We start from the raw sequence: 12,289 nt of genomic DNA on the forward strand, positions 1-12,289 counted from the left end.
TCCGACAGGAGCGATTCGTGAAAGTTCTGTTCGTACTGACCTCCCACGACACCCTCGGCGACACCGGCGAGAAGACCGGATTCTGGCTCGAGGAGTTCGCGGCACCCTATTTCGTGCTGCGCGACGCCGGCGTCGAGATCACCCTCGCGTCTCCGGCGGGCGGGCAACCGCCGCTCGACCCCAAGAGCGATCTGCCTGCCTTCCAGACCGAGGACACCAAGCGCTTTCAGGCGGATGAGGCCGGCCTGGCCGCACTGGCGGCGACGATCCCGCTGGATCAGGTGAAGGCCGCCGACTTCGACGCGGTCTTCTATCCCGGCGGCCACGGACCGATGTGGGACATGCCGGACAATCCGGTGTCCATCGCGCTCATCGAGGAATTCGTGCGGGCCGGCAAGCCGGTGGCCGCTGTCTGCCACGCTCCGGTCGCCCTGGTCAATGTTCGCGACGACGACGGGAAGTACCTGGTGGCAGGGAAATTGGTCACCGGATTCACCAATTCCGAGGAGAAGGCCGCAGGACTGGACGAGGTCGTGCCGTTCCTGCTGGAGGACCGGCTCGTCGAACGCGGCAGCCGGTTCAGCCGGGTCGTGGACCACGCACCGCACATCGAGGTCGACGGACTTCTCATCACCGGCCAGAACCCGGCGTCCTCGGCCCCGGCCGCGGCGGAACTGCTGCGCCGGTTTCAGCAGGCCTGACCGGCCGGGCCGGGCGGACCACGATCCGCCCGGCCCACACCGGACCGCCTGTCGGAGGTGATCCGGGCATTCCCTCCTGCCACCAGCGGAAAGGACTACACCGTGCCCACCAGAACCTGGTTCATCACCGGCGCCTCGCGCGGCTTCGGACGAGTGTTCGCCGAGGCCGCCCTCGACCGCGGCGACCGGGTCGCCGCCACCGCGCGGCACCCCGAAGCCCTGCACGATCTCGAGCGCCGATTTCCGGACACCGCACTGGCGCTGCCGCTGGATGTCACCGATCACGATGCCGCGTTCGACGCCGTCCGCCGTGCGCACGAACATTTCGGCGCACTCGACGTGGTCGTCAACAATGCCGGGTACGGACTGTTCGGATTCGCCGAGGAAGCCAGTGAACAGGAGGCGCGGCGGCAGCTGGAAACGAACTTCTTCGGCACCGTCTGGGTGAGCCAGGCCGCGCTGCCGATCATGCGCGCTCAGCGCCGCGGCCACATCGTGCAGATCTCGAGCTTCGGCGGCATCGTCGCGGTGCCACACTTCAGCATGTACGTCGCCAGCAAGTGGGCGGTCGAGGGCTTCTCCGATGTGCTCGGCCAGGAGATGGCGAACTTCGGGGTGCACGTCACGATCGTCGAACCCGGCGGGTACGCCACCGATTGGGGGCACGGTTCCGCGGCGCATTCGGCGCACCTGCCCGCCTATGACGCGATCCTCCCGCGCCCGTGGGGTGAGGGCGGATTCGATCCGAGCGCGGCCGGTCCGGCGCTGCTGGCCATCGTCGACGCGGACCGTCCACCGCGCCGGGTCGCCTTCGGCTCGGGCCTGGTCGACATCTTCGAGCGGGTCTACACCCAACGGCTGCTCGAGTGGCGCACCTGGGAGCGGATCTCCGATGCGGCCGGCGGATCGGTCCGCTGACATCGGCGATGTCCCGGCGCCCCCTGAGGCTGCCGGGCAATGGTCCGGAAAACGTTCTGCCCCTGAGATTCCCGGGTGAGCGACACTCGGCGCTGCGGTCAATGTCCGGACATCCCACCGTCCACCGGCAGCGTGATGCCGGTGATGTAGGACGACGCGTCGGCGGCCAGGAACAGCACCGCCGCGTCCAGTTCCTGCTGTACGCCGCGCCGACCCAGTGTCGAGGTCTCGCGGAGGAAATGCGCGAGCCGATCCTGCGGAACCTCCGCCGACATCTCGCTGTCGAAGTAGCCGGGCGCGACGGCGTTGACGCGAATTCCCTTGCGCCCGGACCACTGTTGCGACAGATCACGGGTGAGCCCGATCAAGCCCGCCTTGCTGGCCGCGTACGCCGCCTGCGGCGCAAAGGATTTGACGAGGCCGAGCACACTGGCGACATTGACGATGCTGGAGCCGGGAGGCATCACCCGCGCACTTGCCTGCGCCATCCAGTAGGCGCCCAGCAGGTTCACGTCGACGACGCCGCGGAACTGCGCGGGGGTCTCCCGCAATGCGGGGACCGCGGCGCCGACGCCGGCGTTGTTGATCAGCACGTCCACCCGCCCGAAGCGCCGCACGGCCGCCGCGACCAGCGCGTCGCAGTCCGCGGGGTCGGTGACATCGGTCCGTTCGGCCAGCGCGCGACGCCCGGTCGCGGCGATCCGGTCGGCGACGGCGTCGAGCCGTTCGGCGCGCCGCGCACCGAGCACCACGTCCGCGCCCGCCTCGGCGAGCGCCGTCGCGAAGCCCACGCCCAGCCCGGAACTGGCGCCGGTCACCACCGCCACCTTGCCGTCGAGGCGGAACAAATCCAGCACTGTCATCGATACGGACCTCCAAATCCCTTGTACGGTGCGGTAATCGCGCGTTCCTCAGCGCGCGGCGGCGAGCAGGGCACGGCCCTCCCGCGCAATGCGCACGACCTCCGGACCCAGGTCGCCGAAATCCTGACCGCCCATGGCGCCGGCGGCGGCCCGTGCCGCCACACCCTGGGCGATGATCGCGAACTTCAGGTGCGCGAATGCCTGGTAGTAGGCGATGTCGCCGACGTCGCGGCCGGTCCGCTCGGCATAGCGATCGACCAGTTGGGCCCGGGTCGGGAAGCCCGGCAGTTCGGTGACGGTGGGGCTGAGCAGCCGCTGCGGCTCGCCGGGCTCGCGCCAATAGAACAGCAGCAGCCCGAGATCGCTGAGCGGGGCGCCGAGCGTGGAAAGCTCCCAGTCGAGCACGGCCCGCACCCGGCCCGGGTCGGTGGGGCTCATCAGGCAGTTGTCGAGCCGGAAATCACCGTGTACCAGGCAGGATCCGCTGTCCGCGGGCATGCGGTCGGCGAGCTCGCGGCCCAGCGCGGTGAGATCGGGAACGTCGACGGTTTTCGCGTGTTCCCATTGCTGCCGCCAGCGCCGCAGTTGCCGTTCCAGGAATCCGGTGGGCCGCCCGAAGTCCGCCAGCCCGGTCCGGGCCGGGTCCACCTGATGCAGTTCGGCCAGCACGTCGATCAGTGCTTCGGCCAGCCGCCTGCGGTCCTCGACCAGCGGTGCGTAACCGGGTGGAAGCTCGCCGCGGATCACCTGGCCGGGCACCTTCACCATGACGTAGAAGGGCGCGCCGATGAGATCCGGTGTCCGTTCGAAGGTCAGCACCGGGGGCACCGGCACCCGACTGTCGGAGAGGGAGGTTTGCACCCACACCTCCCGCTCCATGTCGTGCGCACGTGGCAGCAGCACACCGCTCGGTGGCCTGCGGAGGATGACCTGTCCTGCGGCGCAATCCAATTCGAAGGTCAGATTCGATTTGCCGCCCGCGATGAGCGTGGCGGTGAAATCCCGCCAGGCCGGATCGCCGAGCCGCTGCGCCAGCACCGGACCGAGTCGTTGTGGCCGGATCAGCTCACGCAATTCACCGTCGGCGTCCACCGCGGGGACCTCCACCATGCGCACCACCCTTCGCGCGTCGTCACCCGATCGATCGATCGGTAGGAAATGATGGTTAGAATTCTGAATCTCGCTGTACCGCAAGGTCAACGGGTCACCAATCACTCAGCAACGTGTTCATTTGTTCAGATATTCTGAACATGAAGGAGAGCAGCGGAATCATGCGAGCAGTCACGATCCAGGACGGAAACTTCGTGGTCTCCGACGTCCAGGACCCACGCCCGGCCGCCGGAGCGGCCCTGATTCGCGTCCACGCCGCGGGCCTGAACGCCGCCGATCTCCTGCAGGCCCGCGGCGGCTACCCGGCGCCGCCCGGTTGGCCGCAGGACATCCCCGGGCTGGAGTTCGCCGGAGTGATCGAGCGCCTCGGCCCCGGCACGAGCGGATGGTCGATCGGCGATCGGGTCATGGCCCTGGTGGGCGGCGGGGCGCACGCGCAGCGACTGACGGTGCCGGCCGACGCGCTGCTGCCGATCCCCGACATCATCGACGACGTCGCGGCGGCGGGTTTCGCCGAAGCGTTCTCCACCGCCTGGGACGGACTCGTCGATCAGGCCGGCGTGCGCGCCGGGGAGCGAGTGCTGATCACCGGCGCGGCGGGCGGTGTGGGCACGGCCATGGTGCAGGTGGCCGCGCTGGCCGGAGCCGACGTGGTCGCCAGCGTGCGCAACCGCGGCCTGCACGAGCGAGTCCGCGGGCTCGGCGCGGACATCCGGGTCGTGACACCCGAGCAGGAGCGCGCGCACGGCCCCTACGATGTCGTGGTCGAACTCGTCGGCGGCCCGGACTGCCTGGATCGGGTGGCCTGGCTCAATACCCACGGCCGCGTCCTGGTCATCGGCGTGGGCGCGGGCTCGCACACCTCGATCCACCTGTTCGATCTCATGGTCCGACGCGCGCGGGTGCTCGGTTCCACGATCCGCGCCCGCTCCGACGCCGAGAAGGCCGCACTCGCCCAGCGCGTGCGTTCAGAACTGCTCGGCCATCTGGCCGGCGGCCGGGTGCGGGTGCCGGTGGACAGCGTCCACACCCTCGATGAGGCGCCGCGCGCGTACGAACGACTCGGCGCCGCAGGCAAATTCGGCAAGGTGGTGCTGCGCTTCAGCTGACGCGGCCCGCCGGGGCGTCCGGCTGATGACCGAGCAGGCCCAGCGCGAACTGTGCGTAGTCGGCGGCGATGCGTTCGGGGCTGGACGGGCCGCCGGACCGGAACCACTGCGGCAGCGACGTGCACATGGTCGCGATCGCGCGTCCCGCGTGCCGTGGGCTGCCGGTGCTGAACAGGCCCGCCCGGACCCCGTCGGTGATCTCGCTGTCCAGCAGGTGTTGCAGGTCGTTGCGCATGGCGCTGATGCGTCGCCGGTTCGCCGGTTCGAAGCTGCGCATCTCGCTCGCACCGATCAGCGCCAGCTTGCGCCGGTGCGTGTGGAACAGGGCCAGCGCCTCGACCATGTATCCGAGGCGCTGGGCCGGATCCGCCCCGTCGTCACGCGCTGCGGGCACCCGGGTGAACAGTTCGTCCAGCGCCACGTCCAGGCACGCGACCAGCAGATGCTGTTTGCTCCGATAGTGGTGGTAGACACCGGGAACGCTCATGTGCGCGCGCCGGGCGATGGACCGCATGGTCGAGCCGTGGTAGCCCTTGTCGACGAAGTCGTCGATCGCGGCCCGCAGCACCGGGTCGATGGGCAACGGCCCGAACACGCGCCAGTCCCCCGCCGCGCGGGTCCGGGCGGGCAACGGTGCGGCGGTCGGCGCGCCGTTATCCGAATTCGGTTCGGCGGGGAGGTAATCGAGCAGCTCCGTCGCGCTGGTGTCCAGGGCCGCGGCAATCGCGTGCAGCCGCCCGACGTCGACGCGGGTCTTACCGTTCTCGATCGCACTGATCGTCGCGGGGCTCACCTCGATCCGGCGGGCGAGCTCGCGCAGCGAAACTCCGCGCTGAGACCGCGACTCCCGGATGGCGCGACCGACCTCTTGCGCCGATGTCGCACTCACGTTCACCGACATTCGTTCAGAATAGCTGAACAGCTGAACAGACTCCAGCCTCCGCTTCCCACTGTTCAGCATTGACGTTCAACTGATTTGAATGGAAACGTGGCGTGCATCACTTTCACTACCTATCGATCGATCGGTCTGGAGAATGCTGAACACTCCGGGCCGGCCGATCGAAATCCGTACCGGGAGCGCCCATGTCTGTCTCTCCACCCCCCACCACATCGTCGATGCGACGCCTGGCGTGGGCAAGCCTGCTCGGCACCACCATCGAGTTCTACGACTTCCTGATCTACGGAACCGCCGCGGCGCTGGTGTTCAACGAGGCGTTCTTCCCCGCGCTCGGTACCGCGGCGGCCACCACACTGTCGTTCGCGACCCTCGGCGTGGCCTTCGTCGCCCGCCCGCTCGGCGCAATCGTGTTCGGCCACTTCGGCGATCGGATCGGACGCAAGCACACCCTGATCGCCACCCTGCTGCTGATGGGCCTGTCCACGGTGGCGGTCGGACTGCTGCCGACCACCGATCGGATCGGTGTGGCGGCCCCGATCCTGCTCGTCGTCCTGCGCGTGTGCCAAGGGCTGGCGGTCGGCGGGGAATGGGCCGGGGCCACGCTGCTCACCGCGGAGAACGCGCCCGAGGGCAAACGCGGCGCGTACGCGCTGTACCCCCAGCTCGGCCCGTCGCTCGGCTTCGTCCTGGCCAGCGCCACCTTCCTGGTCTCCCGGCTGACGATGAGCGCCGAGTCCTTCGCGGCCTGGGGGTGGCGAATCCCCTTCCTGCTCAGCATCGTTCTCATCGGAGTCGGCCTGTACCTGCGCACGAGCATCCAGGAGACGGACGCCTTCCACCGCGACGCCGGGAACACCGGATCCTCGAAACTGCCGTTGCTCGAGTCGATCACCCGGCAGCCGCGCGAGATCGCGCTCGGCGCGGGTGCCGTCACCATGTGCTTCGCCTTCTACTACATCGGCGTGACCTATCTGACCAGCTACGGGACCACCCGGCTAGGGCTTTCCCCGGCCGCGGTGCTGGCGGTGGGCCTCGCGACCGGCGGCACACTGGCCGTCAGCACGATCGTCGGCGCGTACCACAGCGACCGCATCGGACGGCGGCGCATGATGGCCATCGGCAACCTGTGCTCGATCGTGTTCGCGCTGTTGCTGTTTCCCATTCTCGACATCGGAACAACCTGGTCGTTCGTGCTGGGCGCATGCCTGTCGCAAATCGGTGTCGGGCTCGCCTACGGGCCGGTCGGCGCGATGCTGCCGGAACTGTTCGCCACGCGATACCGCTATACCGGCGCGGGCATGGCCTACAACCTCGCCGGCGTCCTCGGCGGCGCCGTGACGCCACTGCTCGCCGTGCAACTGCGGGAGCACTTCGGCAGCATCTCCATCGGCGTCTATCTCGCGGGCGTGGCCACCGTCAGTCTGCTGTGCGCTCTCGCCTGCGGCGAGACCAGCGGGCGCCGACTCGACCACGACCGGGTGGACCACGCGATCGGCCACGCGACCGCGCACTCCGAACCCTGAGCATCAGGACGTCGTCGAGTAGGCGGGCGCGATGGGGCGAGGTCTCCTCCCTGGGACCTCGCCCCATCGCGCGTCAGCCGGTGATCTCCGCGGCCGCGCGATATCCCGATTGGATGGCCCCGTCGAAGTACCCGTTCCATCGGGTGGCGGTTTCAGTTCCGGCCCAATGCAATACGCCGATCGGAGCCCGCAGCGCCGGACCGTAAGCGGTCCAGGCGCCGGGTGCGAGGTGACCGGAGAAGCAGCCCCGTGTCCACGGTTCGGCGCACCAGTCGAACTCCACGAAATCGGTTGCGGCGCGCGCGGGCTCGCCGAACAGCTCGGCCAGCCGGTCCAGCACGGCGTCCCGGCGCTCCCGGGGGCCGAGCGCACGCAGGCGGTGCGCGTCGCTCCCGTACGCGAAGGAGGTCAGCACCGCGCTGGTCGCGCCGGGCGCGGTGTTGTCCACGGTCTCGGTCAGAATTCCGGTGCTGGAGTTGCTGACTCCCGACAGTCCGGCATCGCGCCAGAAGGGTTCGGCGTAGACGGCGTGGAGTTTGAGCGCGTACCCGGCGGCCATGCGCTGGGTGAGGCCGTCGCGCTGCGGGGGCAGTGCGGGCTCGTACTCGATGCGCCCCGCCAGCACCGGCGGCACCGCCACGATGACCTGCGCCGCCTCGAAGACCGCGCGGTCGGTGATCACTCGGGCACCCCGTGCGGAATGTTCGATTCGACGCACCGGTGAGCCCAGAACGACTGTGCCGGAAGGTAAATCGGCGGCCATCCGCTCCGCCAAGGCCTGCGGTCCGCCCACCACCCGGTGCGACTGCGCGCCGCCCTCGATGCCGAGGAGGATGTCCAGGCCCTCGGCGCTGGCGATGTAGAACAGCGTCTCGAGCACCGACACCTCGATGGCGTCGGCCGAGAGCAGCATGCCCGCCGTGGTCCGGCCCACCGTGCGCGCGACCGCCTCGTCACCGGTGCGCGCGGCCAGCCACGACGCGAGCGTCTGACCGTCCCACTCCCGCGACGCCGGGTGGCTCCACGGCTCGTCGGTCGGCAACTCCCGGCTGAGCCGATCCAATTCCCCGCGCAGACTCAGCACCGCGTCGGGCATGTCGTCACCGCGACGGCCCTCGTACTCCATGATGGCCGTGCCGTGCTGCGGAGTCGGGTAGGTCGCCAGACCGTACTGCGAGATCAGCTTCTGCACTTCGTGCTGGGTGGGGCCGACCCACTGGCCGCCGAGGTCCAATTGCGTTCCGTCGGGCAGGATTCGCGTCAGCACCCGTCCGCCCACGCGGTCGCGCGCTTCCAGCACCGCCACGCGCAGGCCCGCGCCGGTCAACCGGTGCGCGGCAGCCAGTCCGGCGAATCCGGCGCCCACGATCACGACGTCGGCATCGCGGTTGTCACCCATCTCGTCCTCCTCTACTCGCTGTTCCATTCCTTGATCAGCCGCACGGTACTGTTCCGAATATCAGTGCGCGCCACCGAGATTGAGGATGAGGACGCCCGCGACCAGCAGCACGACACCGATCACTCCGGTCGGGGTGAGGGACCCGCGCGGGAACAACGCGGCAACGATCACGATCGCCGTCTCGCCCAGTGCCGCCCACATCGCGTAGGCGATGCCCACTTCCATCCCGGCCTCGTGCGCCCTGGACAGCAGGAAACGCCACACCGCAGGCCCCCGGACACCCCGGCGTGGGCCGCAGCCGGCGGAATCCGCCGGTGGATTTCCTCAGACTGGGACCGATCACCTCGGCGCAAATCGCCACTGCCGGATACACATACGCGACCATGTGGCACCTCCATACCGGGCGGAAATGCGGGACGCCGCCACATCCGGGTGTTTGCCACATGATAGCCATCATCGCCGCGCTCGTCCTGCCGCGCTGACGCATGTCGAGGTTCCGGACTGGGAGCCCTGGCGGTGCTACCTGTCAAAGCCAGGTGCAGCGGGATCGCTTGCGCGGCCCGATGCCGGGCGGGCCGCCGCCCCCGGTTCGAGGCCGTCCGGAATCCAGCGCCCGCGCGGGACATGCGGTTCGGCGAGGACACGGTGGAGGTAGCGCGCGAGGATCTCCTTGGTCAGGGCCGGCTCTTCGACACCCGTGCCGCGCAGGTGCTCCGCCACGTTGCGGGTGCCCCACCGGTAGGTGTTCTGATACAGCTCGACGGTGCATTTGCCGTCCAGCACCCGATCGCAGTACATGCTGCGCAGCGGATACAGGGGCGCCATCGGGTCGTCCTTCCAGAGATCGACCCAGTCGGTGAAGGGCAGCACCTGGAAGCGGTAGCCGAAATACTGCTCGAGCAGTTCGAAGAATCCCCGGAGCGTGACGATGCGGTCCTGGGAGGGAACGATATTGAAGTTCTTTCCGGCGGCGCGGGGCTGAGCGCCGATGGCCACGAGCAGCGTCCACGCAGGCGCTGCGCCACAATCTCGCTCAGCGCCTCCAATTCGCCATAGGTTGTCGAAACGCCGCTTTCGACAACCGCCGGGCGACCACGATTCTCCCGCGCAGCGGATTCGAATAATTCCACGACCGAAAGGCGCCGCATAGCGAAAGACCCCGCGCTTGAAGGGGATTGTCGATATGCAGCTCGGCTGCTGCACGCATTCGAGAATACTCGTTCAGATAAGTCGGTGTCCAGAACCCGCTACTGCGGGCATTCAAACCCCCTCTCAGAGAACGGCTTTCGCTCCGGTCAGGGACTCCGAAAGCACCCAGAGCCGTTCGGCGAGGTCGTTGTCCAGCGCCTGGCTGTTACGCGGTTCCTCCAGTTTCAGCCGATGGAAGTACTTTCCGTCGATCGGATCCGCGGTCGTCGCCAGCTGAAGCAGCGGTTCGGCACCTTTGTCCGGCTTGATGAAGAACGGCCGGCCCAGCGGCGAGCGAACCAATCGGCCGAAACCGAAGGGGACATTGTCGTAGACGTGGGTCGCCACAACGCCCGGGTGGAACGCGGCGGTGGTGAGCCCGCGTCCGGCGGTCCGGCGCGCGAGCTCGCGTGTGTACAGGATGGTCGCCAGCTTGGCCTGACCGTAGGCGGCGAACTGGCTGTACGGTCCCGTGCGGGCGTTCACCGTATCCAGATCCAGCTTCGCGAATCGGTATGTCGTACTTGCGGTATTGAGCACTCGCGCCCGTGATTCGACCAGGCGATCCAGCAGCAGTGTGGTCAGCAGGAACGGCGACAGGTGGTTGACCTGGAAGGTCGTCTCGTTGCCGTCCGGGGTGATGAGCCGTTCCGCCCATGCCCCACCCGCGTTATTGGCGAGAATATCGATGCGCGGGTACCGGTCGAGCAGGTTGTGCGCGAGTGCGCGCACGTCGTCGAAACGCGTGAAGTCGGCGAGATAATGGTCGGCCCCGATTCGCTCGGCGACGGCGGTGGTTCGGTCGGGTGTGCGCCCTACCACGGCGACTTTCGCACCCAGTGCCGCGAATTTCGCGGCGGCTTCCGCCCCGATTCCGGAGCTCGCGCCGGTCACGACGACGGTCTTGCCGGTCAACGCTTTATCAGTCATTTTGTGGCTCCTTGTGTTTCGCAGTGTACGATGTGGGATCGATTGCCGAAGAAGGTGATTGCTGCACAGTAGCCGCATTCAACGAGTCTTCGATCTTGGCGAGCAGCCGGATGGTCTCGGTCCGCTCGGCCGAGTCGAGCCGACCGGTCACACCGGCTTCCAGTTGGGCCCAGGCGTCGCGGACCTGGTCCCGGACCGCGAGACTGGCGCGAGTGGGCTCGATGATCGTGACACGCCCGTCCTCGCGACTCGGTCGCCGTCGCACGAACCCGGCATGTTCGAGCCTTTTGACGGTGCGTGCGATGGTGGCGGCATCGGAGTCGAGCATCCGCACCAGATCGGTCTGCCGCTGCGGTCCCAGGTCCCACAGCTGCATCATCACCAGCTCCTGCCCTGGGTGCAGCCCGATCCGGCGCAGCAGCTGCTTGGCGAGCAGGCGATGCAGCCGCATGACGCGCAGGAGGGCGTGGGTGATCGCTTCGGCCTGCACCGTCGGCGGCAGCGGTACGTCGCCGAGATGTTGCTGATCCGGGCTGCGGCCCATGTTTCTCCTCACCTTTGCTGTTCGAACAATGACTGTGGAGACACGCGGTTCGACGCTGACGCTACCCACAATATTCCCGCTCTCACGGCACGATACGAGCAGGATCTGGCAATTCTCGACCGCGATAGTGAGTGGCATCACCCGGAATGCGGGATATCGGCGGCGAATTTACTTGTTCGGACAGGAACCGGGATGGCTTCGCCCGGCCGATCTGCTCGACATTCGCGAGAAACGAGGTTCCATCATGACGACAGCCGAGAGCAAGGCAGTGCTGACCGAGTTCTTCGCCCGGCTCGCCCGAGGCGATCAGGCCGGTGCGCTGGATTTGGTGGCCGACGATGTGACACACATTGCGGTCGGATCCACGAAGGTTTCCGGAATTCACCAGGGCAAGGCCGAGGTGATCGACGATTTCTTCACGCCGGTCTTCGCCGTGGTGCCGACGCTGACCCAGGTGGTCGACAATCTGATCGCCGAGGGTGATTTCGTCGTGGCGCAGACACATACCTCGGCCACGACCGTCACCGGCAGACCCTATGAGCAGTCGTATGCGCATGTGGTCCTGATTCGCGACGGGCTGGTCCGGAAATGGACCGAGTACACCGATACCGAGGCCGTCACCGCTCTGTTCGCCTAGCGACTGCACCGCTCCAATCCACGAGAGACCTCCCGAGAAAGGTTGCAGATGAAGAAGATCCACGCTCTCGGCGCGTTCGCCGCGGTGGCCGCGCTCGCCCTGACCGGCTGCTCCGAATCGGCCGCCGCGCCCGAAATAACGCCCTATGGCGGGCATTTCATCGCCGAGATCGACAACGGCGTCGTGTTCGATCTCCAATTCAGCCCGGACGGTAAACAACTCACCTATAAGTATCTCGCCGGAGGTCAGGGCGATGAGACCGTCGACCCGGTCATCGCCAAGGTCGCCGACCAGACATACCTGATCACCTGGTTCGAACCCAAAACCGGCTACACCGTCACCCATGTCGAGAACTACCGGGACGGCAAGATCGACCTGACCTGGTCCTACCCGAAACCCGATGGCTCGCACGGTCTCGAATTGCACACCGCCGCCATCAAAAAGGCCGAATAGCACCACCATTCATCGC

General features: G+C 67.7%; 14 protein-coding genes. 6 read left to right on the top strand and 8 right to left on the bottom strand.

What is annotated here, in order from left to right:
- Positions 1–17: 17 nt before the first annotated feature.
- Both ACYQ5L_RS20395 and ACYQ5L_RS20400 read left to right on the top strand, forming a co-directional pair.
- Complete coding sequence (locus ACYQ5L_RS20395) at positions 18–701, top strand: type 1 glutamine amidotransferase domain-containing protein (RefSeq protein WP_459959281.1); 684 nt, start codon at positions 18–20, stop codon at positions 699–701.
- A gap of 102 nt (positions 702–803) precedes the next feature.
- The gene (locus ACYQ5L_RS20400) at positions 804–1,619 is read left to right on the top strand and encodes an SDR family NAD(P)-dependent oxidoreductase (protein WP_459959282.1); all 816 of its coding nucleotides are present in this window, start codon (positions 804–806) and stop codon (positions 1,617–1,619) included.
- A 98-nt stretch (positions 1,620–1,717) separates the two neighbouring features.
- Here the strand turns inward: ACYQ5L_RS20400 and ACYQ5L_RS20405 are convergent, their stop codons facing one another.
- Both ACYQ5L_RS20405 and ACYQ5L_RS20410 read right to left on the bottom strand, forming a co-directional pair.
- Positions 1,718–2,482 carry an SDR family NAD(P)-dependent oxidoreductase gene (locus ACYQ5L_RS20405; protein WP_459959283.1) on the bottom strand — a complete coding sequence of 255 codons (765 nt, stop codon included), beginning with the start codon at positions 2,480–2,482 and terminating at the stop codon, positions 1,718–1,720.
- Between the two features lie 48 nt (positions 2,483–2,530).
- Positions 2,531–3,592: a phosphotransferase family protein gene (locus ACYQ5L_RS20410; protein WP_459959284.1), complete on the bottom strand. Its 1,062-nt coding sequence runs from the start codon at positions 3,590–3,592 to the stop codon at positions 2,531–2,533.
- 161 nt (positions 3,593–3,753) lie between these two features.
- Between ACYQ5L_RS20410 and ACYQ5L_RS20415 the strand changes: the two genes are divergently transcribed.
- Positions 3,754–4,701, top strand: coding sequence for an alcohol dehydrogenase catalytic domain-containing protein (locus tag ACYQ5L_RS20415; RefSeq protein ID WP_459959285.1), 948 nt, complete (start codon positions 3,754–3,756; stop codon positions 4,699–4,701).
- On the opposite strand, the gene ACYQ5L_RS20420 is transcribed toward ACYQ5L_RS20415, so the two are convergent.
- Complete coding sequence (locus ACYQ5L_RS20420) at positions 4,694–5,602, bottom strand: TetR-type transcription factor C-terminal domain-containing protein (protein WP_459959286.1); 909 nt, start codon at positions 5,600–5,602, stop codon at positions 4,694–4,696. The two genes, ACYQ5L_RS20415 and ACYQ5L_RS20420, sit on opposite strands and share 8 nt — an antisense overlap.
- Before the next feature lie 215 nt (positions 5,603–5,817).
- On the opposite strand from ACYQ5L_RS20420, the gene ACYQ5L_RS20425 reads away from it, so the two are divergent.
- Positions 5,818–7,122 (top strand): MFS transporter, encoded by a 1,305-nt coding sequence (locus ACYQ5L_RS20425; RefSeq protein WP_459959287.1) that lies wholly within the window; start codon positions 5,818–5,820, stop codon positions 7,120–7,122.
- 73 nt (positions 7,123–7,195) lie between these two features.
- Here ACYQ5L_RS20425 and ACYQ5L_RS20430 read toward each other — a convergent pair whose 3' ends face one another.
- The 5 genes from ACYQ5L_RS20430 to ACYQ5L_RS20450 form a co-directional block, all read right to left on the bottom strand.
- Entirely contained in the window at positions 7,196–8,521 is a 1,326-nt protein-coding gene (locus tag ACYQ5L_RS20430; RefSeq protein WP_459959288.1) for a flavin monoamine oxidase family protein, read from the bottom strand.
- A 60-nt stretch (positions 8,522–8,581) separates the two neighbouring features.
- Entirely contained in the window at positions 8,582–8,785 is a 204-nt protein-coding gene (locus ACYQ5L_RS20435) for an SMR family transporter (RefSeq protein ID WP_459959289.1), read from the bottom strand.
- 255 nt (positions 8,786–9,040) lie between these two features.
- The gene (locus ACYQ5L_RS20440; protein WP_459959290.1) at positions 9,041–9,517 is read right to left on the bottom strand and encodes a hypothetical protein; all 477 of its coding nucleotides are present in this window, start codon (positions 9,515–9,517) and stop codon (positions 9,041–9,043) included.
- 276 nt (positions 9,518–9,793) lie between these two features.
- Complete coding sequence (locus ACYQ5L_RS20445; protein WP_459959291.1) at positions 9,794–10,639, bottom strand: SDR family NAD(P)-dependent oxidoreductase; 846 nt, start codon at positions 10,637–10,639, stop codon at positions 9,794–9,796.
- Entirely contained in the window at positions 10,632–11,183 is a 552-nt protein-coding gene (locus tag ACYQ5L_RS20450; RefSeq protein ID WP_459959292.1) for a MarR family winged helix-turn-helix transcriptional regulator, read from the bottom strand. The genes ACYQ5L_RS20445 and ACYQ5L_RS20450 overlap by 8 nt, the downstream gene beginning before the upstream one ends.
- A gap of 244 nt (positions 11,184–11,427) precedes the next feature.
- On the opposite strand from ACYQ5L_RS20450, the gene ACYQ5L_RS20455 reads away from it, so the two are divergent.
- Complete coding sequence (locus ACYQ5L_RS20455) at positions 11,428–11,820, top strand: nuclear transport factor 2 family protein (RefSeq protein ID WP_459959293.1); 393 nt, start codon at positions 11,428–11,430, stop codon at positions 11,818–11,820.
- A 48-nt stretch (positions 11,821–11,868) separates the two neighbouring features.
- The gene (locus ACYQ5L_RS20460; RefSeq protein WP_459959294.1) at positions 11,869–12,273 is read left to right on the top strand and encodes a MoaF-related domain-containing protein; all 405 of its coding nucleotides are present in this window, start codon (positions 11,869–11,871) and stop codon (positions 12,271–12,273) included.
- The last annotated feature ends 16 nt before the right edge of the window (positions 12,274–12,289 follow it).

Source organism: Nocardia sp. IFM 10818 (genome assembly GCF_054655275.1).